A 27,000-nucleotide genomic window follows, 5' to 3' on the forward strand; every position below is an offset into this window, starting at 1 on the left:
AGTTTTACTGATAGGAGTGCTTGATAGTTGGCAGCAAATGAGTTCATTCTTTTAACTGCTCAATTATTTTCTGTGCAAGGTTCTTACTTATACCATTGATTTGACTTATTTCATCAGCTGAGGATTTTTCAATCATTTCAACTGATTTGAAATGCTCTAAAAGTGCTTTTTTTCTTGATTTCCCAATACCTGGAATGCTATCAAGTCTGGAATTTGTCAGTTTAGCTGCCCTCTTTCTTCGATGAGATGAGACTGCGAACCTGTGTGCTTCATCTCGTATTCTCATAAGTAGATTTAATGATGGAGAAGTCTTATCAAGAATGAGTGGCGGTATATCACCAGGGAACACTATAGTTTCAAATTTTTTAGCAAGACCAATGATTGGAATGTCTAAACCAATATCTTCCATTTCTTTTTCTGCGCTATTGACTTGTCCTTCACCCCCGTCAATTAGAACAAGGTCTGGTAATACTTTGTTTTCATGCATGAGTTTTGAATATCTTCTATGTACAACTTCCCCAATCATTGCAATGTCGTTTGGTCCTTTAACTTTTTTTATGTTATATTGACGATATTCCTGATTTACTGGTAATCCACCCTGAAAGACTACTACTGATCCTACGGGGTCAGTACCCGATATATTAGATATATCAATCCCTTCTATGTAAAACGGTTTTTTAGGAAGTTGGAGTTTTTGAGCAAGATCGTCAATAGCTTCATTGACACGTTTATCAGGTGTTGCCCTACTTATCTTTTCATGGTTCACATACATCTTAGCATTCTTCTCAGCTAGTTCAACTAGTTTCTTTTTCTCTCCTTTAACAGGTACATTTATTTTCACATCTTTTCGTGATTTTTGAGATAACCATTTTTGTATCAATTCATTGTCAGGGATTTCATGTGAGACCAAAATCTCGTTAGGTACAGGAGAATCCTGGTAATATTGTTTTATGAACTCGGCTAAAGTTTCTCCATCAAACTCATTATTTCCTGAAGATGTAAGGCCAAAATCTGCTTTACCTGCAATGATTCCATCACGTACATAAAATAATTGGATGTAAATATTCTCTGATTCTGCAACACCGGCAATAACATCTCTATCATCCCACCCACTTGTGCTCACATGCTGATGGGATATCTCTTCAATTGTCCTTATATCGTCCCTAATTGAAGCAGCAGCTTCATAGTTCAGTTCAGAAGCATATAAATTCATTTTTTCTTTAAGACGTGACACTAGTCCACTAGCATCACCTTTAAACAAGTTTATAACTTCTGAGACCATCTCATTGTACTTTATAGGATCGATATTTCCAGTACATGGCCCTAAACAGCGTTCAATATGATAATTCAAGCAAGGACGCGCATTCCATCCAAAACTAGTTACTTTCTTTTTACAACGCCTTATTCCAAAGGTTCTAGATAGAATATCTAGTGTTTTCCTGATAGGAAATACATTGGTATAGGGTCCAAAGTACAAAGACCCATCATTAAACTTACGACGTGTCAAATAAATACGGGGGTACTGTGTATTTGTTGTTATCTTTACAAAAGGGTACCTCTTATCATCCTTTAACCGCACATTATATTTTGGACGATGCTTTTTGATCAAATTAGCTTCAAGGATAAGAGCTTCAACTTCAGAAGACGTAACAATATATTCAATATCTGCAATGTTCTTTACAAGCACCTGAGTTTTGGGTGAATAGATGTGTTTTGACTGAAAATATTGTTTTACCCTTTTCTTAAGAGACAATGCCTTACCAACATAAATCACAACATCTTCCTTGTCCTTCATCAAGTATACGCCAGTCTCATCGGGTATTCCTTTAAGGATTTCTGTTATTTCTTGAGACAAACAAATCACGAATTATTTATTTAGGAGGTTAGTAGCAAGGTCAGGATATGTCAAATTTACTATAGATTCGAGGTTAATGATATCTTCTCGGTTATACTTAATCAATAAATCAAGTGCATCTTCGTTTCCACTTTTGTGCTCATACCAAAGCCTTACAGCATCGAATCCATCAATGCCTACGGTATCAGCTTCCCTAGAAATACCAAGCTCTTGTTCAATTTTTTTCAGTCCACCTTTTAAGCCGAGACGACGTAGAGGATAAAGCAAATCTAAGTGCAGCTGGTCAAATTCGAGTTCAGGAAATTCGGATTTTATGAAAGGTAGATCAAACCTTGAACCATTGAAAGTTACTAGATATTTGTATTTGTTAAGTTCAGTTACAATTTCTTCCAGGTTATCATCTTTTATAAAGAATTTTGTATCCTTCCCATTATACACTCCAATCACAGTAATATGGTTGCGATTCGGAGATAGACCTGTAGTTTCGATATCAACATAAGCTACAGAATCTGAGAAGTCATAGAATGCTCGCCAGTGCTCAGAGCGAGGTAAATTAGTTGAAAAGAAACGGTGATCCCCACAATCTAGACAATCCATGGATCTTTCAATTCCATTAAGTATTGTCTTTTTCTTGTTCAAAGAAAGTGGTACATCATCATATTGGTTAATAAACTCATTCCATGTGAAAATCCCAGTTGACCATATTTTCTTCTCAACTGTCTTTCCAATAGAGGGAATATGAACATAAGTACTTTGAAGAATGTTTTGGGGCATGATAAGCCTGGATAGTAATTTTTTTTTATTATTTATTAGTTAAATTGTTAGTTTAATTTAGTTTACCTCAGTGAACTAGTTCAATAGTAGATCAGCAATTAATTCAAATTAAACTTTGTTGAACATATGAAATGCCTTGAAAATGCTATTTTCTCTTTCTTCGACAACCTCAAATCCATATTTTGAATATATATTTCTATTTAAATAATCTCCGGTGAATAGATAAGTCCCTTTACATTCGGTTTTAGAGCTGCAATAAGAAATGGTTTCATTTATTAGAGATTTAGCAATTCCTTTACCCCTATACTCAGGTATAACACCGATTGCCTCCAGAAAAAGATACGGTTCATGGATGTGTTTTGATTTTTTACCAAGTTTTAAGAGTGGATATACTTTTTTGAAATGTACGTATCTTAGCACAAATAAAAAATTGTACACCATTTTAAATGATTCTAAAGGCGCAACTCTGATGTTTAAAGGAGCAGGGTTTACACTGGACATGGAAAACCCAACAACATTATTTTGGTCTAATGCTACAAAAATAGGTTGTTTTAGAGCTAAATACATAATCAATCTGGAATAAATAGATTTTTTCATTCTTTCTTTAGCATTAGTTGACCTGAGATCAAATGCATTTTTAAAAAAAGCTTCTTGTTCAAAGCATTTTATGAACGTATCTGCACATGCAGCAACATGTTCTTTTTTTAAAGGTACTATTGAAATATGTGATGCCATGGATTACATTATATGCTATTATAATATTTATTCATATGTAAAAAATAGTTTTGCGAATAAAGATAATTTTATTAGTAAGTAAATCAATCATTTTCTTATTGCTTATAATATGAAAACTTATGAGTTGAGATTGTTGTCAGGTATTTCAAGTATGAAAAACACAAATATCTTCAAACCAAAGTATGCCAATACAGATGAATGGTATACAATGGAGATAGACAGTATATTGTATAGAGAAGATCAAATAAATCAAGTTAAAGATGCACTTGAAAATAATATCAGTGGAAATAAGAATAGTGGTACTATAGTATTTGGTCCAGCTGGCACTGGAAAAACAACTGTAGTTAACTTGATAATTGAACAGTTATTACAAGACGAGCGTGTTCAAAATAATGATTTCAACTACTATTACTTGAACTGTAGTTCATTTGAGGATATTGTTCCCATTTTACAAGAATTGGTACACATAATTTTTTCTGAGAGCAAGTTAGAATGTGATAGGATTGATGACCTTGCATCTTTCCTTAACCAGAAATTAGAATGTTGCGAACAAACTTATATTTTAGTTTTCGATGATATAAAAAATCAATATATGATATCTAGTCTTATTGAGATATTCAAGGACAACAGTAACGTGAATGTTGTTGGTATATTAAATGATATCTACCTCAATGAAAGCCCAAATACAACTGTTATTCCATTCTTACCTTATGATCAAGATCAAATGTATAATATAATTTTTAGAGCCGCTACTGAATTGTTTTATCCTGGTTCCTATACTGAAAGGGAACTGATGGAAATTCTCAAGTACGATGATTTAGGTAAAAATATAGAACTTCTTCTAAATGCAGCCAGGGTTGCAGAGAGTATGAATAAACATCAGATTGATCTTGACTCGATTGTAACAGCGGAAAGATTAATTGAAGCTAGGCTTCTTTCACTCAAGCTTACTGCTTTATCTATGCACAGTAAGTTAGTCCTGATGTCATTATTATATTGTCAAAGACTCTATGATGAAATAAGGGTTAATGAACTCAATAATATCTATTACAGAATGTGTCTACAGACCAATGAGACATGTAAATCGTTAAGATATGTTAGTGAAGCGCTCTTAGAATTAGCTAACCTAGAATTTATCGAATTAAAAAAAATTGGCACTTGTAGGAATCAGAACATTCCCTATGATGTCTTTTTGATAAGAAATAGTGATGATGTATTGAACTCTATTTTCTCCGATGAAAAACTTGAGCCAATCGAGAAAATGTTCAAGTTAGAGTTCAATTGATGCATTAATTTAAAACTCAAATTCCTTCTTTTGCTTTTGAGAAATATTCTATTGACTTACTCAATTCAGGATGGTCTTTTGCATATTCTTCAATATCAATGTTCTGAAGATAAGCATCGCATGCTTGAACCAGGGCTTTAGCACCGGCTTGAGTCCCATCGGGGTGTGAATGTACTCCTGATCCCATTGTAGTGATAAAATCAACATTTCCCATTACATCAATAAAAGATTTCAGTCTTACAGGATTCAGACCTCCTGAAACTATAGGACAGCATTTCTTAATACCACGCCAGCTATCATCAACCAGTATCCTGTGATGTGATCTATCTTCGGTAATCAAGTCCTCTGTATCTTTATCAAATCCCATTATTTTAGTCCATGTTTGTTCAAAGAAATGGCCTTCTGACTTAAAGTAAAGAATACCATGTGCTGCTACTATATCGTCTTCTGGCGTTCCTTTCATTTTACCTACTCCTGCAGTCCCTGTATGAATACCGGAAACCCCTGCAAGCCTAGCAAACTTGGATAAAACCAATACTGAAAAGCCTATAGGATTTTCTGGTCTTGTGAAACTACCGTGTCCAGCTCGATGGAAATGTATGAACACGTCAGGATATTTTCTTCTAAGGGTTTGTACAGCCATCCAACCCGCAGTAATTCCATCTATAAGAAATGCATAACTGCCAGGTTCAAACCCGGCATTCCTGATAAGTTCACAGCGATATACCATTGTATCAAAGTCGGCAGCTGAAACATTAAATGAGTGTACCTTTTTCTTGCCAGTAACACTTACTGCTTTATCCATTGCTTCTTTAACATGTTCGACCATTTTTTCATATGGACAAAAGTCTTGGTTTGCTTGTGGTTCATCATTTTTTACAAAGTCTCCACCACCAACCCAAAAGTCATAGCATACCTCTGCATATTCTGCAGAAGTTAGGCCCATCTTAGGTTTCACTATAGTTCCCAGTATTGGACGGTCATATACATCAAGATATTCTCTCATATGGTCCAATGTATAGCTTGGTCCATCATATTGTTCAAGCATTGAGGGCGGGAACCATACATCAAGTAATTTTAATGCTGATACTTCTTTCATACCCAAAATATTCCCAACAATATATGTTAGGATATTCTGAATATTCCCACCTCTATCAAATAACCTCCAAGGATATGCGATCCAGACAAGATTTTGATCAAGATCAATTTTATACACCAATGCATTCATTGTCTGAGAAAATGGCGTTTCTGTATTAACCTTGAAATTAGTTCCAGTAGATGATTCGGCAGCAACTTCAGAAGCAGCTTGTAGAATATTGAGCTTATCTCCTGATACCAGATGGAAAACACATAACAGATATTCACCATTATGTGGATTGGGTAATTCTAAATTAACATAAGCTTGTTGTTTTGAATTCAGTGAGTTAATTAAATCATTTATTTGAACCATGCTTAATCTATGGACTGCAATCTATTTTAGCATTTTGGACATCTGTATTCCAGAGATTATGCCAGAATAATCAGGACTCGCATGCTTATTCAACTTTTATTGTTAAATTGTCCGTGTTTATGCGTAAAGTAGTTCATTTTATACCAGTATAGACTAAAACCGATTTTTAACAAAAATTAATATTTAAGTAGAACTACATCCCAACTTCTCATCCAGGTATATCGAAAAAAGTTCCAGATCATTTAACGGAATACTAATCTCACTTATAGAACTATTCGTGAAAAAATTGGTTAGTTCATTTGAATAAAGGTCCAGTTTTAATTCCCAGCTCTCTTTAATTTGTCTCTTTTTATCTAGCGGTACATCATCCATTTTAGCCAAACTTCCAACTACCCATTTACTGAAATCTTTAATTATACTGTAACCTATGGGACACGGCTGTAATCCAATATCATTTCTCGACTCAGATACTTTAAATGGATACAGACCACAGACTAGCGGCCTCTCAACATATACCTCACAACGATGTGAATCGTCAAGAAATACACAGGGAAAATCTATCGTGTACAGATAAGAAACATCTTTTTCTATAGCTATATGTCTCTTTTTATCTGGTCTAAGTCTTAAAAGTGATTCTTTTTCTTCTTCAAATAAGTGTACCTTACCGTTCTTACAACAGTGTGAATTACAACTAGCTGGACATTGATATTGTTTTAAAATCCTTTGGATTATATCATAATGAACTATTTTCCTAATAAATGATGTTTGAGACATAAAAACTACCACTTTTAAAAAGTAAAAACTATCAATACATTATAAACTTATCCTAAGTGCCTTGGATTATATAGACAGTGTCGTAAAGAATATGTAGCATCAAGCTATAAATGACATCCATGAGCACTATTGGTAAATCTGTAAGGATGGAACGAATTTTCAATAGAAATACTGGTAACACTATAGTCATTCCAATGGATCATGGAGTAGGCGCGGGTCCAATTAAAGGGTTAATAAACCTACCTGAAACCGTTAACAAGGTTGCTGAGGGAGGTGCAAACGCTGTCCTTGGTCACATGGGTCTCCCTAAACATGGTCACCGTGGATACGGAAGAGATATCGGGCTTATAATTCATTTATCGGGTTCTACATCTCTGGGCCCTGATCCTAATCACAAAGTTCTAGTAACAACCGTAGAAGAGGCTATCAAAATCGGTGCTGATGCAGTATCAGTCCATATAAATATTGGTGCAGACGATGAAGCTAAGATGTTACATGACCTGGGGCATGTAGCTCAGAAATGTGATGAATGGGGAATGCCTTTACTTGCAATGATGTATCCTCGTGGCCCTAAAATCATAGCTGAGCATGATGTTGATTATGTTAAACATGCTGCAAGAGTAGGTGCTGAATTGGGTGCAGATATCATTAAAACCAACTATACTGGAGATATTGATTCTTTCAAGGAAGTAGTTAGTGGATGTCCCGTACCAGTGGTTGTTGCAGGTGGACCACAAATGGAAACTGAATACCAATTAATGGAGATGGTTCAGGATTCATTGGAAGCCGGTGGCCGAGGTGTAGCAATTGGCAGAAATGTATTCCAGTCAGATAATCCTACTAAATTAATGTCAAATATTGCAAAAATAGTTCATGAAGGATATAGTGTAGAAGAAATTATGGACAAATAAGCTGATTAATATTTGAAAATTTAAATTGAAGATATATTGTACATAAATTGTTACAAGCAACATCAAAAAATGAATTGGTTACTCTTCGTTTAACATGTTGTAAAGTTCTTTCAGGTCACTAGCACGTGTATCTGAAATTTTTTCATCTACTACTTCGATTAACATATTAACATAATTAAGTTCAAGGCATCTTAGACATTCTTTACCTTCAAATATTAGTTCTATCAGGTACTCCAGATCTTCAATGTGAAGAGTTTCCACTCTTTTTTTAAATTCTTGTGGAGACTGTGAATAAAATTTAGATATTGGTGGTAATATTGAGCGATAAGGAATACTTTTCTTCTCTTTGATTTCTGGTGCAAGTGCATACAATATATTCATATCTTTATCAGATAGTTCTCTTGCCATAATTTACCTCATCTTACATTGGCAATAATATATATTAATTCTATTGATATTAGTTTAAAGTTATTTTCTGTCACGATAATATTAAATGGAATGAAAATATCGAATTATAAAACATTATAATAAGTTTGTCACAAATTACGTTATTCAACTGAAGTTATTGATTTATATTTATTGAGAGGATTTTTAAATGGACCGCTATGAACAGGTAATTGAGCTAGCTAAAAGAAGAGGTTTTTTATGGAACTCCTTTGAACTTTATGGAGGAGTTGCAGGTTTTTACGATTATGGACCTTTAGGATCTACCTTGAAACGTCGTATTGAGGATATTTGGCGCGATATTTATGTTATCAATGAAGGATTCTTTGAAATTGAATGTCCTACAATAGGGATAGAAGAGGTTTTTTTGGCTTCAGGCCATCTTGGTGGATTCTCAGATCCTTTATGTGAATGTAAAGAGTGTGGTGAAGCATATCGTGCAGATCATCTTGTTGAAGGTCATGTTGAATTTGCTGACGGGCTTAAGAACAAAGAATTAGATGGTCTTATAGAACAACATGATATTGTTTGTCCTGAATGTGGTGGGAAGTTTGGATGTACCTATGAGTTTAACCTTATGTTCAAAACAAGTATCGGTCCGGGGGAAGGTAGAAAAGGTTACATGAGACCAGAAACTGCGCAAGGAATCTTCATTGATTTCCAGAGATTGGCACGTTATTACCGAGAAAAATTGCCTTTTGGTGCCACACAAATAGGAAAATCTTTCAGAAACGAGATTTCACCTCGGCAAGGAGTTATAAGACTTCGTGAATTCACGCAAGCAGAAGCTGAGATATTTATTGATCCAAAAGATAAAAGTCACCCTTATTTCAAGGAAGTTGAAGCCACAAGTATTAGCTTATTTTCTTGTGAAGCACAAGAATCAGGGACAATTGAGAATACAACAATAAAAGATGCAGTCAGTAACGGTACTATTGCACATGAGTTTCTAGGGTATCAATTAGCTTTAACTCAGTCTTTCCTGTTACGTCTTGGAATAAAACCAGAATACCTGAGGTTTAGGCAACATAAAAAAGATGAAATGGCACATTATGCGATCGACTGTTGGGACGCTGAAATCAAGACTGACCGTTTCGGATGGATTGAGACCGTAGGTATTGCTGATAGGACGGATTATGACCTAAAAGCACATTCTAATGTGAGTAACCAAGAACTTTCCATATATGTAGAATATGATGAACCTATAACTACAAAAGAGATGGTAATAAAACCAAATATGGGTAAACTCGGCCCTATATTCAAAGGAAAAGCCAAAAAGGTTGCTGAAGCAATCAAGGGCCTATCACCAAAAGAACTTGATAAAAACGAGATTAGATTAGAAGTCGATGGTGAAGTTGTTGTAGTTTCTTCTGACTTGTTCACTTATTCTGAACAAACCGTTAAAGTAAGTGGAGAAAATATAATTCCTCATGTAATTGAGCCTTCTTTTGGTATTGATAGAATATTATATTGTACAATGGAACATGCATTTGAATCAGAATTATTAGAGGATAGTACTGATAATGATAGTCTTGAGGGCGATAGGAGAAATGTTTTGAAGTTTAAGCCAGAGGTTGCACCATTACAAGTTGCAGTGCTACCATTATTGACAAGAAATGAATTGATTCAACCTGCAAGAGAAATAATCGGCCTTCTTAGAAGAAGAGGGTTGATGGTAGACTATGATGTTTCAGGTACAATTGGTCGTAGGTATAGAAGAAACGATGAGATCGGGACTCCTTATTCTGTTACCATTGATTATCAAACACTTGAAGATAATACTGTAACAGTGCGTGATCGAGATAGTATGGATCAAATACGAGTTGATATCGTTGATCTATCAGAAACTTTGTACAAGCTCATAAAGGGAGATATTATTTTTAGTGAAGCAGGTGAGCTTGTAACATGAAATGGTTCTTATTGGAGTCGAGATTTTTTACTTTCACTCCACACACTATTCCCTTAAATACAGTTACTTTGTTAACTGCCTAATATACAAAGTGTATCTATATGATAGATTATATTGAACATCCATTAATAAAAAAGGATACTGTTGAAAAGCGGCTATATCAATTGAATATAGCTGGCGAAGCCTTGGAAAAATCTAGTCTTGTAGTGCTACCCACAGGTTTGGGGAAAACAATCATAGCACTTCTAGTGATGATAACCAGATTAAGTAAATATGGGGGAAGAGTTTTGTTGCTATCGCCAACAAAACCACTTGTTGAACAGCACGCTTTGTTTTTAAAGAAAGTTCTTGAAATGGATGAAAACGAAATATTGACATTTACAGGAAATCTTTCCCCGGAGAATAGAGTTAAGTTGTGGGATACTGGTACTGTAATTGTATCCACGCCACAAGTTATAGAAAACGATTTAATTGCACGAAGAGTAGATCTAACTGATTTTAGTCATATAACCTTTGATGAAGCACACCGTGCAGTTGGAAATTATGCTTATACCTATATTGCAGAAAAATATTTTGATACTGCAAAGAGCCCGCATATTCTTGCAATTACTGCAAGTCCTGGGAGTTCAAACGAAAAAGTATCTCAGGTATGCGAGTCACTGAGAATAGAGTCAGTTATAGTTAAAACAGAAATTGACCCTGACGTGGTACCTTACATTCATAAAAAGAACATAGAATGGATCAATGTAGACTTACCCGCCGATTTAAAAAGAATAAAAGATCAGTTAGAACGAATCTTAAATGATAGGGTCAACCGACTAAAAAGTGCGGGTTTTAACATTTCTAATCCAAAAAGGATCTCAAAAACCGAGTTACTTAATCTACAAAAAAAACTTCAATCACAACTTCGAGGATATCCTAATCCCCAAATATATACAGGTCTTTCACTCCTAGCTGAAATAATGAAAGTGAACCACGCAATCGAAGTGGCTGAAACACAAGGAATAGATTCACTAAAAAAGTACATTGAAAGGTTGGAAAATGAGGCTGGTTCTAAGAGCGGTAGTAAAGCCTCTAAAAGGTTATGTGATGACCTGTACATGAGGCAGGTATCTCACAGGCTAAAAGAATTCGATCAAGAACATCCAAAAATAGAAATAGTTAAAAATATCGTGAGTGACCAACTTTCCAAAAAACCGGAATCTAGAGTGATTGTTTTCACAAATTATCGTGACACTGCAGAAATGGTCACTTGTGCCCTTGAAGAGGTAGACAATATTTTACCAATACGATTTGTTGGTCAGGGATCAAAATACAAGGATAAAGGTTTAAGCCAAAAACAACAGGTTGATATTATTAAGAAGTTCAGAGATGGTTCATTCAATGTACTTGTGGCCACTTCCGTTGCAGAAGAAGGATTGGACATACCAGCTACTGACCTTGTTCTCTTCTACGAACCTGTACCTTCGGAGATCCGTAGTATTCAGAGAAAAGGAAGAACTGGTAGAAAACATGAAGGTAGAGTTGTAGTATTGGTGACAAAGGGTACCAGAGATGAAGGATATTATTGGAGTAGTAAAAATAAAGAACTTCGAATGCAATCTAACATGAAAACCTTGACACATGACTTAAAAAAAGGGAACAATGAGCATGCTTTAAACCTTAGTCCTGATCCGAATAAGGAACATCTCAGTGACTCACAATGCGAACTTGATGAATTCAATAATGAAAATGATGTCGTACGTATTATAGCCGATCAAAGGGAAGGAAGAAGTACGGTACTGCGTTCACTTGACATGATGAATATCGAACTTGAAGTCAAAACACTTGAAATTGGAGATTATATAATAAGTGACAGATGTGGAGTTGAAAGAAAAGATACTACTGATTTTGTAAATTCACTGCTCAACAAAACTCTATTTGAACAGATATCAAACTTATCCCGGGCTTACGAGAAGCCTATCTTGATAATTGAGGGGAATGACCTATTTACAGCCCGAAAAATACATCCTAGTGCAATCCACGGATCATTAGCTTCAATTTCATTCGATTTTAATGTATCTGTTTTCTCAACTCGAGATGCAGAAGATACTGCAACTTTACTCCACACTCTTGCAAGAAGAGAACAAGTCTCTTCAAATAGAAAAAATGTGTCAATGCATGGGAAAAAGTCATTCCGTACACTTACACAACAACAAGAATACATAGTTTCATCAATTCCCGAAATTGGCCCTAAAGCCGCTAGGAACCTCTTATTACATTTTGGCAGTATTGAGGGCATAGTCAATGCAACAAAAAAAGAACTTATGGATGTGAGTTTGATAGGGCCAAAAACCGCTCAACGAATCCGGGAACTATTTGAAAGCCAGTATAAAGCATAATATAATACTGATATTTCCGGAATTCATTTTAATATTTATCAGACCTGTTTCTTGATCCTTTCCACAAGATCGATTCCTTCATTGATTACCTCAAAAGTTTCTCTAATTCTTCTTATATCGTTTTCTTTTTGAATTGAGTGGCTAAGATCTAGAATCTTTGCTATAATAAGGTTCATAGATTGTTCCATCTCTTCTGTTAGTTCAACTTGTGTTCTGGTTACATGTTCATACGCAGAACTATCTGGGCTGTGATTCTTTGGGGGTATACTTTCTATATCTTGTTCACTCTCATTAAATCCTGATTGTGCGGATGAAAGGCTTTGACTCGGAGCCGGTTGTTCTGGTGTAGATGTATCTTGTTTCATTTCAACATCGCACACTGGGCATATGATCTGTCCACTATATCTAAAATGGGGTGCGCCGCAATCTTCACAATGTTGTGCAAGCATAGTTGCACCTAATTCTAATAATCTGGATATTTTCTTTACTTTTTCATCTTCATTATTTATTGACACTGTTTGTTCCTCCTAAGATCAAGTAAATTGAAAAGTTTAAACAAAAGTCTTTTTATATCATATACTTATTTAAACATGTTTTGAGTAATCTTATTTTTTAATCATAATTATTTTGAGGTGATTTGCATGGCAGATGATATTGAAGGAGTTATAAATCAATCTACACAGGTACTTGAGAGCATAGCAAACGATAATTCAGTTCCGCGCAACATTAGACGCTCGGCAACAGATGTTTTAAATATACTAAACAATGAAAATGAACCACTTTTCATGAGAGCAGCTACCAGTATATCTATTCTTGAAGATCTCAGTAATGACCCTAATATCCCGTTACACACAAGAACTCTAATTTGGAACGTAGCTAGCCAACTAGAGACTATACCTGTAGATGAAGATTAAGGTGATATTATTTGGAGCTAATCCTAATTATCAGCTCCAAATTTAAAAATTTCTAATTATAACTTCAAGTTGATTTTCTGGTAAGTTAGTTTTAAATTTCATTTTTTTTGACTTACTTTATAAACTAGTATACCTAATCTATCGTACTGGTCGATATATATGAATGAAGAAAGTTTAGCCAAGTTTCAATCAGTTTTTGACTTGAAAGAAACTGTACGTAACAATGCCATATCTTTATCTCGTGAGATTGTTCAGAAGTGTAGAAAGGCAGTTTACGCAATTCATCGAGGTGAGCCTAAGTTAGCCATGTCAATGATAAATGAAGGAAAGGAACTACTTTCTACTATCGATAGTGAGCTTGAGGAATTTCCTGATGTGTATTATGGAGGTTTTGTAGAACATTCTCAACAAGAACTCGTGGAAACTATAATACTTTACGAACTGATCTTTAACGGTTCTGACCTAAAAAAGATACCTACACCAGAATGCATCAACGTGAGTTATGTAGCTTATCTTAATGGTTTAGCAGACGTACCAGGGGAACTTAGGAGACATATACTCTCAGTAATTCGAGATAATAATGCAAACGAAGGCGAACATTACCTCAAACTAATGGAAGATATCTATTCTATCCTCATCATCTTCGATTATCCTGACGTTCTTTTAAAAGGACTTCGTCATAAAACTGACAGGATTCATTCTTTAATAGAGCGTACAGAAGGAGATCTTACTAATGCTATGATGCAACAACAACTTGAAAATTCAATGAAAAGATTTGATTCCACATTAACAGAGAAGAAGATAACATGAAGTTTGACCCAAGTGATATCAGAAAAAAAACATTTGAAGATTTCGATTCAACATGGATGGAAGGAAAAAAGCTTATTGAAAAGCCTAGTATCAACAACCAGTATCCTCGAATGAAACAAGTGAAATTCGGTAAACCTCATCCAATATATGATACTATCTCAAAGCTAAGAGAAGCTTATATGAGGATGGGTTTTGATGAGATGATGAACCCTTTAATAGTTGATGAAAAGGATGTTCAGAAACAGTTCAGTCATGAGGCACTGGCTGTGTTGGACAGATGTTTCTACCTTTCAGGATTACCTCGTCCTAATGTGGGGATCTCCGATTCTAAGATTGAGTCTATCAGAACAATCATAGGTGAAATTGATGAAAATGATATCGATTCGATAAGGAATGTGCTTCATAGCTATAAGAAAGGTGATATTGAAGGTGATGACTTAATATATGAAATATCAAGTCGACTTGATATATCTGACTCTAAAGTCGTTGAAATGATAGATGGAGTATTTCCTGAATTCAAGGAACTTAAACCTGAACCTTCCACAAAAACACTTCGAAGTCATATGACATCCGGATGGTTTATCTCACTTGGAGAAATGATATCTAGAGTTAAACCACCATTACAGCTTTTTTCAATTGACAGATGTTTCAGAAGAGAACAGCAAGAAGACCCTTCCCGGCTCATAACCTATCATTCTGCATCTTGTATAATCATGGATGAAAACTTAAATTTAGATATAGGTAAAGCTGTTGCTGAAGGCCTTCTTTCTCAATTCGGATTTGAAAAGTTCAAATTCAAACTCGATGAGAAAAGAAGTAAGTACTACATTCCTGATACACAGATAGAAGTTTTTGCATACCATCCAATATTAGAAAAAGGTGATAGTAAATATAACGATGGATGGATTGAAATAGCTACTTTTGGCATATATTCGCCTACTGCCCTATCTATGTATGACATACCCTACCCGGTCATGAACTTGGGGCTTGGAGTAGAGCGTCTTGCTATGATATTGCATGACTCAAAGGATGTACGAGCATTATCATACCCACAGGTACCAAAGTATTCTGACTGGGTCATGAAAGATAATGAAATCGCTAAATTAGTATCTGTTGATAAAATTCCAAACACATCTTCCGGCTTTGAGATAATGGATTCAATTATTGAGACGTGTGAAGAGAAAAGTAATACTGAGAGTCCATGTGAGTTTCTTGCATGGGAAGGAACCATTGATGATAAGCACGTGAGTGTTTGGGTGATCGAACCTGAAGAAAATACCAAACTATGTGGGCCAGCTGTATTTAATGAAGTAGTCGTATACAATAATGATATACTTGGACTTCCTCGTAATAAGAAATGGAGGAAAGCTTTTGATAATGATTCCGCATGCACTGGTATACGATTTATTGATTCCTTCGCTGCTAGATGTGCTTGGGATATAGAGCAAGCAGTTGTAGCAGGAGTCCAAGATGTTGAGTCCAGAGTACGTATAGTAAAAGTACCTTCTGAGATAAATATTGTCCTTGATCCTTTAATCAATAAATACATAACAAGCCATAAAAAGAAAATTGATCTTAGGGGTCCGGTTTTCACTACAGTAAGAGCTGTGATTGAATCCTAATCTTACTATATATGTTATAATTTGATGTACAACAATAAGGACGGAGACTTTTTGTTTGACCAGAAATACATTCACCAAAATTAAAGAACTTATCAATAAAGGCGAGCCAGTAGGTATCAAGTTCTTCGACGATCAAGATGAATCTGACATTATTGATTCTGATAAGCTATTTTGTGAACATATCATTAATGCAAGGTATGGTGAAAGTGTCAATATTAAAAGTCAAAGATGTTATGTTGGAGAATATATTTTAGGAAAAGATGTAGATGTACCTTATGATTATTATTTGAAGTCTGGGAGATATAAGAATAAAGACTTTGCTCTAAGCGCTGCATCTTCACTTCCAAGATTAGAAAGGCATTTCAGTTCTATACTTATAGCACCTATTTCCATGTTCGCTGATGGTTTGGATTTTGATGTAATGATACTCTACTTAACACCAGAAAAAGCAATGAAAGTTGTACAGGCCTATGCATACCATACTGGTCAAAGAAGTAAAATAGACACGATTGGTGCAGGCTCAATATGCTCTGATTGCACCATTATTCCACTCATAAGTGGTCTGGCTATTTCAATGGGATGTAAAGGCTCAAGAAAACACACAAAATATGATGAGCACGAACTTCCTGTAGGTATGTCTCTAGATGTCGCTAACATCGTGGAGTCTGGATTGGCTAAAATACCAGATACTCACGATTAAGGCTGGAAGCCAGCCATTTACGTTTAGCGTGCATCATAACATGTCAGTATCTCTGCTTCGACGTAAGTGGGTTGTTCTATACTATTATCATAAGGTTTATTCACTCTACCCAAACAATTAGGTTGTAACTGCAATCTTATAAGTGTTGTTTCTCTCTCCTCATAATACATATCATTGCTCTGAACCAATCTATGAGTTGAAACTTGGTGCTTTAGAACTTTACTGATCACCCCTAAGGTACCTTTCCTAACATCCTCTGAGCTAGTGGATGTCAGAAAAACACTTTCTCCAGGGTTTAGCTTTAAAGCAGAGAAGAAATTCTTGGGGTTACGTATCTCAATACTAAGTAGAACATTGTTACGCAACTCTTTTATTACGTTTTCCGATATTCCCGTAAGTGCAACATACTTCATTGTATCACCCATACATAGGGAACTCTTTTCTTGGTTTTTGATTTTCACTTGAGCTTACTTCTTCTGCGAGTCGTTGCATCTCAAGTTCTATTCTTTCTGCTTGTTCAAACAAACTATCTGTATTAATAGATAGATCATATAGTTTGTTAAGAACCTCTATCACGGCTGCTGCCGCCCTTGGATCCGGGTTTTGTGTCTGAGTTCCACCCAACAAACTCATAGCAGGTATTTTTCTGAGCATGCATTCGGTCATAACACTACCGGATATTCCCGAAATAGTACCCATTTGAAATATCTCGACCTTATCTTTTAGTTTAGACAACATATCTTCATTGGTTGCTGCACCAAAAACCTTGGTATTTTCTTCCATTGTAGCGATTCCAGCAATAGATATAATTTGGCTTACATTGATAGATACTGCCCAATCGATCAGTTTTTTACCTACATCATAAGATACTGTAGGATTTATTGGTATATCAGATACTACTAAAACTATATTGTTTTCCACACTCTCATATATCCTTACGGGCAAGTTTATGCGTCCTTCATATAATACCGCAAGTGGTGGAAATAACCTTGAATCAATTGAGCCAATGTAATCCATTTCAAGAGAGTCGATCATGTGTTGACTTGCAATATTACCAACAAGTCCAATTCCTGGAAAACCTTCTATTAATATAGGTTCTTTTGACCGTATATCTTCAGTAATTATATTAACATCATTTGTAAAATTAGTTTCTTGAGACAAATAACCACCCTTTCATTAATAGCCAGATTTTTTTAGTTGAACATACAAATACCAATCTATTTCATTGTTTGTTCTTAAGTACCCATACGTGCATCCATTGCTATTGAATTTATATTTGTTTGTGATTTATTTAAAGTTTCCTGATAAAATAATATCAGTTCATTTAAGCTCATAGTAATAAACCTTTAAAGCTATAAACTGTATAGATTGACTATTAACTTTTATTATAAGGAATCTTCATGGAGTGTGAATTATGAAAAAAGAAACCATATATTTTGAACAAGTAGGAGAAAGCAACACTGAAGATGTCATTAAAGCTTCATTAGATAGAGCAGAAGAACTTGGAACCAAGTATATTTTGGTGGCCAGTACTACTGGTAAAACCGCATTAAAGTTAGCAAAAATGGCTGAAGAAAAAGGGTTGTTGCCTAATTTAAAAATCATTGCTGTAAGCCATCAGTACGGACTTCGTGAAGAAGGTAAGTGGGAAATGGATGACAGTAATATGAAACAACTTGAGAGTATGGGTGTAGTTGTAACTACCCAGTCGCATATGTTCTCAGGTATCGAGAGGGCAATCTCAAATAAAGTAGGTGGTTCTAGCAGAATTGATGTTATATCAGATACTTTGCGAACAATATTTGGAAAAGGATTCAAGGTAGCGGTTGAGATTGCTGTAATGGCAGCTGACTCTGGCCATATTCCAGTCTCCGAAAATCTTGAAATTATATCAATTGGTGGAACAAGAACAGGGGCAGATGTATCTGTAGTCATGAGACCGGCCCATGGAAAAGACTTTTTTAAGAATCAGGTTAGAGAAATTATTGCAATGCCAAGAGAAAAAGAGTAAATTGTAAGTGCTTATATTAGCACTTACTGTGGTTTTTCATAGAGTTTGGTTTTTGATAAGACTTTTCCTTTCTTAGAGTGAGGTGTTCTTATTACACTATCGCTTGCTTTCTCTATCTCCCTTGCTTCAATTGCAAGATCTGCAGCTGCACGTATCATTTCGTGACCTGTTGCAGTAGTTAATGCAACTTGTTCAATTTCTTTCATCATAAAGCAAGCAGGGAAGTTTATTTGAGCCACTTTTTCTGCCATGAACAGGGATGCTAGAGCTTTTGCTTTTGCATAAGGGTTCGTGAATTCTGCTCTTTCAACACAAACTTCAGGTTTTCCTAGAATATGTGGAAGTTCCAGTTCTGAGCCAGATTTTCCGCTATCTACTTGTTCCGCAACATTATCAAGTTCCTCTTGTATCAACCTAACAACACCACATGTAGAAAGTACTTTCATCACATCAGCGTTAAATGATGCCATCTCTGAAGAGTCAAGGAACTCGGTCTTAGCACCTATTAAAGGATCTACTTTTAGTATAATGTAGCCAAAGCCAGCATCTTCTAAAGCTTGTCTATCTTCCTTTTTGGTTGGACCGTCTGATATAACAATGCAGGGTACATCTTTCCAAATTTCTCTTGCAGCCGTTGGTCCAGGTGCACTAGCATTTGGACTGATTAACACATAGAAATCTGCATCCCACTCCATGTCTTTGAACTGTGAAGTATCGCCAGCTTCGTCTTTACCCATTTTCGGTCCAGTTCCAAAGACACGTATACTTATATTTTCTCTTGCTGCAATTTCGTCCTGTACTAATTCAATAACTTGACTGATACCCAAGTTACCTAATTTGATAAATCCAATTTTTGCCATAATTAATCACATAACCCAATTATCTGATTCACATATATGCTTTTTGGAAATGTTGCTTATCAAGCTGACTTTGATTTTACATACCAAAACACACATACTTCAGACGTAAAAAATATATAACTGCAAAATATATCACAATTTAGTAACTCTTGGAGACATTATTTGAAAAACTTAAACGTGCTAATATAAGTCATTGTTAATCAAATGTCTACTTAATCAGGCGAAAAGGTTAAAAGTAATGTTGCCTATTGTTGCGACAAACCCAGAGAATCTTAATCTGATCATTATTACCAATTAGCATTTTCTAACATTCAGGTTTGATCGAGTGAATTACACTAATCAGTCTACAGATATACTAGCTAAATTAATTGTTTTTGATATGGACAGTACTCTTATAGACGCTGAAACCATTGATGAGCTTGCGAGTGTAGCTGGTGTGATGGAAGAAGTATCTGAAATCACAAAAAAAGCTATGGAGGGCAAGATAGATTATGCTGATGCATTGGTAGAAAGAGTCAAGTTACTAGAAGGACTCAATCTAAATGATGCTAAAAAAGCTATCAAGCAGATGCAACTGATGAAAGGTGCTCAGGATCTTATACGTCACGTTAAATCAGCGGGATACATTACAGCAATGATATCAGGTGGTTTCATGATAGCCGCTGAAGATATTGGAGAACGGCTTGGCATAGATTACGTTTTTGCTAATGAACTCATTGTAAAAAACGGAACTCTTACAGGTTCTGTTGAAGGGCCACTTACAGCAAAAGACTCAAAGGAAAAAATACTGGAAATAATAGCTTATGAAAACAACTTAGCTCCCGAAGATTGTGTTGTTGTTGGTGACGGAGCCAATGATATATGTATTTTCAAAAGAGCAAAATATGCTATTGCTTTCAACCCAAAACCAATACTTCGCCCCTATGCAGACGTAGTAATCACTAAAAAAGATTTAAGAGGTATCATTCCTATCATCAAAGCAATTGATGAGGGAATGGAACTTAGGATCGTGCATTAGAAATGCATGAATGCCAGCAATTTATTGCTGGACAAGGAGGTTAAATAAGATATGTTAAAGGAATTGAACGATAAGAGAAAAGAATTAAAAGAATTATCAGAAGAATATAAAGAAAAAAGAAATGACCTGAATACAAAAGCTAGTGAACTCGCAGCTAAGAGGAATGAACTGAACAAGAAAACAAAAGACCTAATAAATGAAGCTCAAGAGTACAAGAAATTACGTGATGAGCACAATGAAAACGTTCAGATCAATAAAACCAAACGTGACGAGATTAACGCAAAGGCAAATGAGCTGTTCGCGAAAGTAGACTCTATTCGAAGTGAAAACAATATTGGTGGTCCTTCGATGAAAGAGATTAGACGCGATATTGACAGGTTAGAGTTCGCACAGCAAACTGAGGTCCTAACTCCAAATAAAGAACGAGAGATTGTTAACAAGATCACCGAGCTTCAGAAACTTTACATCGAGAAAAAAGAACAACTTGAGAACAATAGTGAACTGAAAGAACTTTTAACTCAAGCACAGGCTATTAGAGATGAAGCTTCAGAGTATCATACTAAATTAACAGAACACGCCCAAAAAGCTCAAGAGTATCATGACAAGATGATTTCAACCTTTAAAGAAGCAGATAAAATAAGAGCAGAATCCGATTCAGCACACCGAGAATTCGTTAAGTTCCAGGAAACTGCTGATGAACAGCACAAGAAGTTCATCAATGCTCAAAAGGAAATCCGTGAGATTGAAAAAGAAGTTCGAAAACTTAAGAAATCTGATGATGTTGTAAAGAAAGAAGCTTCCAAGGAAGATATCAGAAGAGATGCAGAAGATATATTCCACAAGTTCAAGGAAGGAGAAAAACTTACAACTGAAAACTTGATGCTACTTCAAAAAGCGGGTATGTTATAAATATAGATCATAACATAATACAATTAAATCCAAATGTGAGCAGATTATCGGTATACAATTATCAGACCGTTAATCTCCTCAATATTAATTCTACATCTATTTTTTAGGCGTTAGAATACCTAGATAATTTTCTCTAAACTCAGTATTGCGCATATGACATGAGCTCGTCTTTGAAGCAAATGTTTTATCATTCCTCATCTGTTTCCATATCTTGTCCAAGGTTTTATCATGGATATTCCCAAATGAATATGGAATGCATGCACATGGAAATACTTCTCCTTCAGGAGTTACATGAATCCATTTACGGCCAGCAAAACACCCAGTTGACTTCATTGCATGTGGTATGGAGAATACTCTAGGTCCTTCTTTCCAGCGTACTCTTTCAAGAAACTCATCCAACTTATCGTGATCCTTATCACTGAGTATACTATCCATTCGGTCTTCCCATCTACCAGTTGGCACTATTTCATAAAAAGAGAGTTCATGTACACCCATACTATCGGCCAAGTCGTAGAAATCATCAAGTTCATCAATGTTATTAGATGATAATACAACATAAATGTTGACAAGTAGTCCTGCATCTAAAGAATTATTTATTGCAGAGATTGCTTCTTCATAAACTCCATCTCTGCCTCGCATCTGGTCATGTTTAGCAGGCTGAGCACTGTCCAAACTAACATTTACGGCATATAGGCCAGCATTTTTTAATTTTAATGCTTTATCTTTATTTAAGCCTGTACCAGAAGTAAATATAGTAGGTATTGCCCTATTATGATCTACATGTGAAATTAGAGATTCAAGACCATCATACACTAAGGGTTCCCCGCCATCAAAAATTATTAGTGTTGTCCCCATTTTAATTACTTGGTTTATAACATCAATTATCATATCAGGAGTCAGGGACTTCTTATTCTTCGTATCAGGTAAGGCACAATGCACACAACTGTTCGGGCAATCTTCAGTAATTGATATGGTTACCTGTTCTGGAACCATTTTTCCACGCATTGAACTTGTTTGACTTGAAACTAATCTACTAAACGCTGTGCTCGGGATCGGTGGCATCCATGTAGAAAATATCAAGTGTTCATCTTCAACTTTGGCCGGTTTAACGTTATCAAAGATATCTAACATTTCGCTTATTACCGGTTTCATAAGAGATGAACCAATTCCTTTGGTCTTAATTTTTACCAGTCCATCATGAATTTCTGCATAAACTTTGAAAAGTGGGCTTTTATACAAATAATATTTCATCTAAACACCAATCCAATAGATATAAAAAAATAAAATGGTTATTTATTTCTTAGTATAGCCAGCATAGAAAGCATTGATCTGGGATTGTTCTTTAACATAATACGTGCCATTTTGATACCTTTTTGTACCGGTGTACCTGCAATTGATGAAATGTCTTCATCAATAAACGTTTCCATGAGGTTATCAATCTCTTTATCACTCATTTTTCGAAGAGTTTCAAGAGCAACTCTACCCAAATAATATTCATACCTGAACTCATCGTTCCACATTTTTTTGTATTTTGATAAGAAGCCAGTCGATGTATCATTTCTAAGAATGGATTCTGCAGCAACATCTCCACATATCTGGCCGGCACGCATACCATAACCAATACCTGATTGACCCGCAGAACCCCCTGTTACCAAGACCCCATCACTCACTATTTGTGAAGGGATAGTAGCTATTGGGTCACCACCTACCTTTTTCTCACCAATAGTCATCGAATCTAGTCCTTTTTCCTTTTTGAACTTAGTGATCCAATTCTCAAAGAAAGATGAAACATCATCTCCATTTCTTCTAACATATACTCCAAGTGTAGCTTTATCACCACCACATGGTGAGTATGTTGACTTCCAGCCTGGAGCTATGCTTCCTACATGATACTCAAAATAATCATTTTCACCAATATTATTAGCAGTGACTTCAGCTTCCATTGCCCATGCGATATCATCTGGGTATTTTACAGGATTGAGACCTAGCAGACTAGCAAGTTTTGAGTTGATTCCATCTGATACAATTACTAGTTTGCTTGTAATAGGTCCAATTGATGTACTTACTGTAAAACGTCCATTAGAACGTATCACATTATATGCCTCTACACTCATCCTAATATCTACACCTTCATCCTTGATCCTTTGGGCATAAAGAATATCAAATTTTGATCGATCAATAAAATATCCAGGTGATTCTACAACAACATATTTTCCTGATGGTGCAAAGATTTTAGCACCTTTTAGTCTATGGATTATGTATGAATCATCAATTTCTTCACCCGCTACATCCATCATTGCTTTAAAAAAAGTATTTGAGGGATGTGATGGATTTCCAGGTTCATCTTTTTTATCGATGAGTATCACTTTCAATCCTTTTCTTGCAATGTTCCTTGCAGCCATTAGACCTGCTGGCGAAAATCCTATCACAAGAACATCAGTATTCTCTTTTGATTTCATTTATATCAAGTACATCCCATAACTTCAATTATCAGATCACCATAAAAGTCCAGTATAGCTTGCTATTGTTAACGATAATACAACATCGATTATGAGGGAAGCAAACATAGCACCCCTATAACGTGCACCTTGAATGAAAAGTTGGCTACCACGGTCAGGAATTGGGTTTTTGACAAAGTCCAATGCTTGTGCCAATATCCATATACCGCCTATAATGGCTCCTGCAAAAAACACTGGACCTAGTGAAGCAGTCCAGCCTATAAGCAGAGATGCGATTACTCCCACTGTCCAAAACACACTTACTAATTTTGATGTGAATGGAATACCATATGTCACAGGTAATGTAGGTGCATTATTAGCTCTATCACCTTCTACATCACGTGATACACCTGATAAAGTAAAACCCCAATCAGTAACACACATCATTATCCCAAAGAAAATTGCAGGCAGTGGTAGAATCGTATCAGAAGTGCCTTTTAAAATACCAGCTGGGTCGAATGCCAGCCAGATCCCAATAGGTACTAACCCGTAGGAAATACCTACCGGAACAAAACTTAATGGAGTGGTTCTTTTAACTATTTTAGAATAGATACTTATTGTCAGTACTGCAATTAATAATACAACAAATGATTCTGGATTCAAGTAAAATGCTGCCACTGAAGCAACTACGAAAAGGAGAAAAGAGTATTTTAAACCCTGTTCCCTTGTTATTCTTGAAGATGGGAGGGGTCTATTCGGTAAATTAGCTTTATCAATATCAATATCACAACAATCGTTATAGACATAAGAGCTGGTTATTGCAGCATATCCTCCGATTATAGCAATAATAAAAGGAACCAATTCAGGAAAGGATTGAATAGCTGTATAAGATGCAAGTAAAGCACTTGCTGCCGGGAGTGCAATATTCATATCAGCAATCTCAGGCCTTAACATGTCTAAATATGGATTTCTGGGTTTAGAGTCTTTTGAAGATACCACTTATACCACCGATATAAACCCTAGATTTCAGTATTATATATTAGTCTTGTTATAGTTCCATTATTTTCTTTTATCAGTATAATCAATGATACACGCCAAATCTTCAATTTGTTCCAATATTGGGTGTGACATGTCCTCTGTTTTTACAAAAGTGAATTCTGACTCTGGATTGTTCTCTATAATCTTTAATGTATTTTTTAATGCGCTAGTAAGTGCTTCATAGTCATAGTTCTCACTAAGTTCGGTGTTGAACGGGTACACTTCAGATAATTCAGTTGGATATGGTCCAAAAGGTGGTTTAAAATCAAATATATTATCATAACCTGAAGTTTTCAGGTTTAACCCTGGATTACGAATCAAAGTTTTGCCTACTATATTGAACCGGTTTAATCTAGTAGAGTACCTTAGTACCTCTGGTCTAGTTGCAGAGTCAGGGCCGCAATAGAAAAAAGTGGATTTTGATACTGGATCATACTGTTCAAGCCAAGAAGAGTATGAATAAAGTCTTTTCAGACCATCTAACAACCGAGGATGACTTCTGCATCTCATTTCAACTAGTTCTAGCAAATTACCTTCATGGATAGCTTGTTTGATGGTTCGGATCTCTTCAAAGGTAACATAAAGGTTATGTTCTGCTAGAAGTTTGGTTGAGTCATTATCGTTCTTCAATTCTTCAACAGTATGGTTTTGACATATTGGGCACGAGCATGGCAAGTATTTCAAATTGGTCAAATGATAGGTTCCATTGATCGTTATGTACCTGCCATCCTTTGCATAAAGTGCATATGCAGCTGAATCAAACAAGTCACAACCAAGTGCTACTGCGAGACTGAACATCATTGGGTGGCCTGCACCAAATAAGTGAACGGGGTAATTTGGGTTCATTCCCATTTTAGATGAAACTATTACATCAACTAAATCCGCGTACCTATAAGATTCCATTAAAGGAACAACTGCACCAATTGGATATACATCAAATCCTATTTTTGTAGCTTGGGTCGCTGCCTCCGATCGAAGGTCTGTATAAGTAGAACCTTGTATTGGTCCTGCAACTAACCTATTAGTTTTACTTAATACCTTTCTAGCTTCTTCCAATCTGTCAACTGTGATACCAAGTTCCTTCTCAGCTTGTTCTTTTAGTACATCTGGAGGTGTAGGAATATCAAGAGGAACAATTATATCTGAACCTATACGCTCCTGAAACTCTATTATCTCCCTATTATCAACTTCAACTTCGCCATAGACTGATAGTTGAAAAGAACCTGAATCCGTCATTATAGGGCCATCAAAACCTATAAGCGAATGGAGTCCATCATTTAGTGCTTTTGTAGCAAGCTTTTCTTTTCGGTATATGATATATGAGTTTGTGATTAAGATTTCTGCACCCATCTCCTTCATTTTAAATGGATCCACAAGTTGTATATTGGGATTGATTACAGGCATTACAGTCGGTGTTTCAACTGTACCATGTGGTGTACTCAGTTTTCCAATCCTGCCTGCAACATCTCTTTTCAATATCTCAAATGATTTTGTCATGAGCACAATTCATACTATTACAAGTATATAATATCTCTTGACGCAATAAAAAGAAACTTAGTTATCATTGCTAAAAAAAGGTTTAAATTAAATTAAATTAAAAATCAAATTAAAAGTTAATGTTAAAGTGATCGGACCTAGCAGCGATCCACTGTTCCCGGAGGCTCTCGCACCGCAGTACAGAGTGGAACGCTGGCAGTCTTATCTTCTGTGTTCGGCATGGGTACAGGAGTTTCCCTACCGCTCTGGCCGCCAGGTCCGCGTTCAAGTTCATATATTATATCACTTATGTTTGATATCTAGAGCCAAGGTCCGGATTCGAACCGGAATGGTATCGCTCTGCAGGCGATTGCGTAGCCGTTCCGCCACCTTGGCTTTTATTTTAAGATCACGTTTTCATCGCATTGTCCTGTAGAGCTTTCTTTTATTGATTTGGCTCAGTTTGTATGATTGATGTTTTTTATTATGCCGTGTAAGTTTTCTCGTATACTTGTTATTTATGTTTATGTTTATGTAGCAGTTCCAGATATCGCCTGGAATGTATAAGTTTCCTGGCAGTAGGCACGGTGTTTTAGTTATCGCGGACTTAACATCTCGTTTCCTTAATGCTCACATCCCGATTCTATCAATCCAGTCTTTTACCGGTCACCTTATTGAGGTCTCTT

Annotated in this window: 25 protein-coding genes, 1 tRNA gene and 2 rRNA genes; 11 read left to right on the forward strand and 17 right to left on the reverse strand. The window is 35.8% G+C overall.

The genetic code is table 11. The features are described from left to right. Positions 1 to 43: 43 nt before the first annotated feature. The 3 genes from uvrC to J2T59_RS04295 form a co-directional block, all read right to left on the reverse strand. On the reverse strand, positions 44 to 1,855 hold the full coding sequence (gene uvrC, locus J2T59_RS04285) for an excinuclease ABC subunit UvrC (RefSeq protein ID WP_259134285.1): 1,812 nt from the start codon (positions 1,853 to 1,855) through the stop codon (positions 44 to 46). A 12-nt stretch (positions 1,856 to 1,867) separates the two neighbouring features. Beyond that, positions 1,868 to 2,629 (reverse strand): ribonuclease H-like domain-containing protein, encoded by a 762-nt coding sequence (locus J2T59_RS04290; RefSeq protein WP_259134287.1) that lies wholly within the window; start codon positions 2,627 to 2,629, stop codon positions 1,868 to 1,870. 108 nt (positions 2,630 to 2,737) lie between these two features. Continuing rightward, positions 2,738 to 3,364 carry a GNAT family N-acetyltransferase gene (locus J2T59_RS04295; RefSeq protein ID WP_259134290.1) on the reverse strand — a complete coding sequence of 209 codons (627 nt, stop codon included), beginning with the start codon at positions 3,362 to 3,364 and terminating at the stop codon, positions 2,738 to 2,740. A 109-nt stretch (positions 3,365 to 3,473) separates the two neighbouring features. Between J2T59_RS04295 and J2T59_RS04300 the strand changes: the two genes are divergently transcribed. Next, positions 3,474 to 4,649, forward strand: a complete 1,176-nt coding sequence (locus tag J2T59_RS04300; RefSeq protein WP_259134292.1) for an AAA family ATPase — start codon at positions 3,474 to 3,476, stop codon at positions 4,647 to 4,649. Between the two features lie 16 nt (positions 4,650 to 4,665). Here the strand turns inward: J2T59_RS04300 and J2T59_RS04305 are convergent, their stop codons facing one another. Next, positions 4,666 to 6,099, reverse strand: a complete 1,434-nt coding sequence (locus tag J2T59_RS04305) for a ribulose-bisphosphate carboxylase (protein WP_259134293.1) — start codon at positions 6,097 to 6,099, stop codon at positions 4,666 to 4,668. A 183-nt stretch (positions 6,100 to 6,282) separates the two neighbouring features. After that, complete coding sequence (locus J2T59_RS04310) at positions 6,283 to 6,873, reverse strand: YkgJ family cysteine cluster protein (protein WP_259134295.1); 591 nt, start codon at positions 6,871 to 6,873, stop codon at positions 6,283 to 6,285. A 119-nt stretch (positions 6,874 to 6,992) separates the two neighbouring features. Here J2T59_RS04310 and J2T59_RS04315 point away from each other — a divergent pair, with 119 nt between their 5' ends. Beyond that, positions 6,993 to 7,784 carry a 2-amino-3,7-dideoxy-D-threo-hept-6-ulosonate synthase gene (locus J2T59_RS04315; RefSeq protein WP_259134367.1) on the forward strand — a complete coding sequence of 264 codons (792 nt, stop codon included), beginning with the start codon at positions 6,993 to 6,995 and terminating at the stop codon, positions 7,782 to 7,784. Positions 7,785 to 7,862: 78 nt separating this feature from the next. Here J2T59_RS04315 and J2T59_RS04320 read toward each other — a convergent pair whose 3' ends face one another. Continuing rightward, complete coding sequence (locus J2T59_RS04320) at positions 7,863 to 8,192, reverse strand: hypothetical protein (RefSeq protein WP_259134298.1); 330 nt, start codon at positions 8,190 to 8,192, stop codon at positions 7,863 to 7,865. 187 nt (positions 8,193 to 8,379) lie between these two features. Between J2T59_RS04320 and glyS the strand changes: the two genes are divergently transcribed. Then, complete coding sequence (gene glyS / locus J2T59_RS04325) at positions 8,380 to 10,137, forward strand: glycine--tRNA ligase (protein ID WP_259134301.1); 1,758 nt, start codon at positions 8,380 to 8,382, stop codon at positions 10,135 to 10,137. A 101-nt stretch (positions 10,138 to 10,238) separates the two neighbouring features. Next, complete coding sequence (locus J2T59_RS04330) at positions 10,239 to 12,518, forward strand: DEAD/DEAH box helicase (RefSeq protein WP_259134303.1); 2,280 nt, start codon at positions 10,239 to 10,241, stop codon at positions 12,516 to 12,518. 38 nt (positions 12,519 to 12,556) lie between these two features. Here J2T59_RS04330 and J2T59_RS04335 read toward each other — a convergent pair whose 3' ends face one another. Further along, positions 12,557 to 13,033, reverse strand: coding sequence for an Sjogren's syndrome/scleroderma autoantigen 1 family protein (locus J2T59_RS04335; protein ID WP_259134304.1), 477 nt, complete (start codon positions 13,031 to 13,033; stop codon positions 12,557 to 12,559). Between the two features lie 126 nt (positions 13,034 to 13,159). On the opposite strand from J2T59_RS04335, the gene J2T59_RS04340 reads away from it, so the two are divergent. The 4 genes from J2T59_RS04340 to J2T59_RS04355 all read left to right on the forward strand — a co-directional run bounded on the left by J2T59_RS04340 (position 13,160) and on the right by J2T59_RS04355 (position 16,564). Then, positions 13,160 to 13,432: a stationary phase-response protein gene (locus J2T59_RS04340; RefSeq protein WP_259134306.1), complete on the forward strand. Its 273-nt coding sequence runs from the start codon at positions 13,160 to 13,162 to the stop codon at positions 13,430 to 13,432. A 159-nt stretch (positions 13,433 to 13,591) separates the two neighbouring features. Continuing rightward, positions 13,592 to 14,242: a translin family protein gene (locus J2T59_RS04345; RefSeq protein ID WP_259134308.1), complete on the forward strand. Its 651-nt coding sequence runs from the start codon at positions 13,592 to 13,594 to the stop codon at positions 14,240 to 14,242. Further along, positions 14,239 to 15,864: an O-phosphoserine--tRNA ligase gene (gene sepS, locus J2T59_RS04350; RefSeq protein ID WP_259134310.1), complete on the forward strand. Its 1,626-nt coding sequence runs from the start codon at positions 14,239 to 14,241 to the stop codon at positions 15,862 to 15,864. The genes J2T59_RS04345 and sepS overlap by 4 nt, the downstream gene beginning before the upstream one ends. A gap of 55 nt (positions 15,865 to 15,919) precedes the next feature. Then, positions 15,920 to 16,564, forward strand: a complete 645-nt coding sequence (locus J2T59_RS04355; protein ID WP_259134312.1) for a DUF169 domain-containing protein — start codon at positions 15,920 to 15,922, stop codon at positions 16,562 to 16,564. A gap of 23 nt (positions 16,565 to 16,587) precedes the next feature. Here the strand turns inward: J2T59_RS04355 and J2T59_RS04360 are convergent, their stop codons facing one another. Both J2T59_RS04360 and J2T59_RS04365 read right to left on the reverse strand, forming a co-directional pair. After that, positions 16,588 to 16,977, reverse strand: a complete 390-nt coding sequence (locus J2T59_RS04360; protein WP_259134313.1) for a DUF473 domain-containing protein — start codon at positions 16,975 to 16,977, stop codon at positions 16,588 to 16,590. Positions 16,978 to 16,981: 4 nt separating this feature from the next. Next, complete coding sequence (locus J2T59_RS04365; RefSeq protein WP_259134316.1) at positions 16,982 to 17,725, reverse strand: proteasome assembly chaperone family protein; 744 nt, start codon at positions 17,723 to 17,725, stop codon at positions 16,982 to 16,984. A 253-nt stretch (positions 17,726 to 17,978) separates the two neighbouring features. Between J2T59_RS04365 and J2T59_RS04370 the strand changes: the two genes are divergently transcribed. Beyond that, complete coding sequence (locus J2T59_RS04370) at positions 17,979 to 18,575, forward strand: pyruvate kinase alpha/beta domain-containing protein (RefSeq protein ID WP_259134319.1); 597 nt, start codon at positions 17,979 to 17,981, stop codon at positions 18,573 to 18,575. 23 nt (positions 18,576 to 18,598) lie between these two features. Here J2T59_RS04370 and J2T59_RS04375 read toward each other — a convergent pair whose 3' ends face one another. After that, positions 18,599 to 19,435, reverse strand: coding sequence for a F420-dependent methylenetetrahydromethanopterin dehydrogenase (locus J2T59_RS04375; RefSeq protein ID WP_259134321.1), 837 nt, complete (start codon positions 19,433 to 19,435; stop codon positions 18,599 to 18,601). Positions 19,436 to 19,814: 379 nt separating this feature from the next. Here J2T59_RS04375 and serB point away from each other — a divergent pair, with 379 nt between their 5' ends. Further along, on the forward strand, positions 19,815 to 20,453 hold the full coding sequence (gene serB / locus J2T59_RS04380; RefSeq protein WP_259134324.1) for a phosphoserine phosphatase SerB: 639 nt from the start codon (positions 19,815 to 19,817) through the stop codon (positions 20,451 to 20,453). Positions 20,454 to 20,504: 51 nt separating this feature from the next. After that, complete coding sequence (locus tag J2T59_RS04385) at positions 20,505 to 21,362, forward strand: coiled-coil protein (RefSeq protein WP_259134326.1); 858 nt, start codon at positions 20,505 to 20,507, stop codon at positions 21,360 to 21,362. Positions 21,363 to 21,458: 96 nt separating this feature from the next. On the opposite strand, the gene J2T59_RS04390 is transcribed toward J2T59_RS04385, so the two are convergent. The 7 genes from J2T59_RS04390 to J2T59_RS04420 form a co-directional block, all read right to left on the reverse strand. Beyond that, complete coding sequence (locus tag J2T59_RS04390; protein ID WP_259134328.1) at positions 21,459 to 22,613, reverse strand: radical SAM/SPASM domain-containing protein; 1,155 nt, start codon at positions 22,611 to 22,613, stop codon at positions 21,459 to 21,461. 38 nt (positions 22,614 to 22,651) lie between these two features. Continuing rightward, positions 22,652 to 23,821, reverse strand: coding sequence for an NAD(P)/FAD-dependent oxidoreductase (locus J2T59_RS04395; RefSeq protein ID WP_259134330.1), 1,170 nt, complete (start codon positions 23,819 to 23,821; stop codon positions 22,652 to 22,654). 36 nt (positions 23,822 to 23,857) lie between these two features. After that, positions 23,858 to 24,799, reverse strand: a complete 942-nt coding sequence (locus J2T59_RS04400; protein ID WP_259134333.1) for a UbiA family prenyltransferase — start codon at positions 24,797 to 24,799, stop codon at positions 23,858 to 23,860. Positions 24,800 to 24,859: 60 nt separating this feature from the next. Further along, positions 24,860 to 26,335, reverse strand: coding sequence for a tRNA guanosine(15) transglycosylase TgtA (gene tgtA / locus J2T59_RS04405; protein ID WP_259134335.1), 1,476 nt, complete (start codon positions 26,333 to 26,335; stop codon positions 24,860 to 24,862). 135 nt (positions 26,336 to 26,470) lie between these two features. After that, positions 26,471 to 26,592: ribosomal RNA gene (gene rrf, locus J2T59_RS04410) — 5S ribosomal RNA — on the reverse strand. A 46-nt stretch (positions 26,593 to 26,638) separates the two neighbouring features. Further along, positions 26,639 to 26,710, reverse strand: a tRNA-Cys gene (locus tag J2T59_RS04415). Positions 26,711 to 26,886: 176 nt separating this feature from the next. Further along, positions 26,887 to 27,000: ribosomal RNA gene (locus J2T59_RS04420) — 23S ribosomal RNA — on the reverse strand; the annotation flags it as partial.

It is taken from the genome of Methanosalsum natronophilum (genome assembly GCF_024808815.1).
GTDB classification, from domain to species: Archaea; Halobacteriota; Methanosarcinia; order Methanosarcinales; family Methanosarcinaceae; genus Methanosalsum; species Methanosalsum natronophilum.

Excerpts from the sequence above, each read along its gene's own strand:
- J2T59_RS04290 (WP_259134287.1), bottom strand. The coding sequence starts at position 2,629 with ATGCCCCAAAACATTCTTCAAAGTACTTATGTTCATATTCCCTCTATT.
- J2T59_RS04295 (WP_259134290.1), bottom strand. The coding sequence starts at position 3,364 with ATGGCATCACATATTTCAATAGTACCTTTAAAAAAAGAACATGTTGCT.
- J2T59_RS04300 (WP_259134292.1), top strand. The coding sequence starts at position 3,474 with ATGAAAACTTATGAGTTGAGATTGTTGTCAGGTATTTCAAGTATGAAA.
- J2T59_RS04305 (WP_259134293.1), bottom strand. The coding sequence starts at position 6,099 with ATGGTTCAAATAAATGATTTAATTAACTCACTGAATTCAAAACAACAA.
- J2T59_RS04310 (WP_259134295.1), bottom strand. The coding sequence starts at position 6,873 with ATGTCTCAAACATCATTTATTAGGAAAATAGTTCATTATGATATAATC.
- J2T59_RS04315 (WP_259134367.1), top strand. The coding sequence starts at position 6,993 with ATGAGCACTATTGGTAAATCTGTAAGGATGGAACGAATTTTCAATAGA.
- J2T59_RS04320 (WP_259134298.1), bottom strand. The coding sequence starts at position 8,192 with ATGGCAAGAGAACTATCTGATAAAGATATGAATATATTGTATGCACTT.
- glyS (WP_259134301.1), top strand. The coding sequence starts at position 8,380 with ATGGACCGCTATGAACAGGTAATTGAGCTAGCTAAAAGAAGAGGTTTT.
- J2T59_RS04330 (WP_259134303.1), top strand. The coding sequence starts at position 10,239 with ATGATAGATTATATTGAACATCCATTAATAAAAAAGGATACTGTTGAA.
- J2T59_RS04340 (WP_259134306.1), top strand. The coding sequence starts at position 13,160 with ATGGCAGATGATATTGAAGGAGTTATAAATCAATCTACACAGGTACTT.
- J2T59_RS04345 (WP_259134308.1), top strand. The coding sequence starts at position 13,592 with ATGAATGAAGAAAGTTTAGCCAAGTTTCAATCAGTTTTTGACTTGAAA.
- sepS (WP_259134310.1), top strand. The coding sequence starts at position 14,239 with ATGAAGTTTGACCCAAGTGATATCAGAAAAAAAACATTTGAAGATTTC.
- J2T59_RS04360 (WP_259134313.1), bottom strand. The coding sequence starts at position 16,977 with ATGAAGTATGTTGCACTTACGGGAATATCGGAAAACGTAATAAAAGAG.
- J2T59_RS04370 (WP_259134319.1), top strand. The coding sequence starts at position 17,979 with ATGAAAAAAGAAACCATATATTTTGAACAAGTAGGAGAAAGCAACACT.
- J2T59_RS04375 (WP_259134321.1), bottom strand. The coding sequence starts at position 19,435 with ATGGCAAAAATTGGATTTATCAAATTAGGTAACTTGGGTATCAGTCAA.
- serB (WP_259134324.1), top strand. The coding sequence starts at position 19,815 with ATGGACAGTACTCTTATAGACGCTGAAACCATTGATGAGCTTGCGAGT.
- J2T59_RS04385 (WP_259134326.1), top strand. The coding sequence starts at position 20,505 with ATGTTAAAGGAATTGAACGATAAGAGAAAAGAATTAAAAGAATTATCA.
- J2T59_RS04390 (WP_259134328.1), bottom strand. The coding sequence starts at position 22,613 with ATGAAATATTATTTGTATAAAAGCCCACTTTTCAAAGTTTATGCAGAA.
- J2T59_RS04395 (WP_259134330.1), bottom strand. The coding sequence starts at position 23,821 with ATGAAATCAAAAGAGAATACTGATGTTCTTGTGATAGGATTTTCGCCA.
- tgtA (WP_259134335.1), bottom strand. The coding sequence starts at position 26,335 with ATGACAAAATCATTTGAGATATTGAAAAGAGATGTTGCAGGCAGGATT.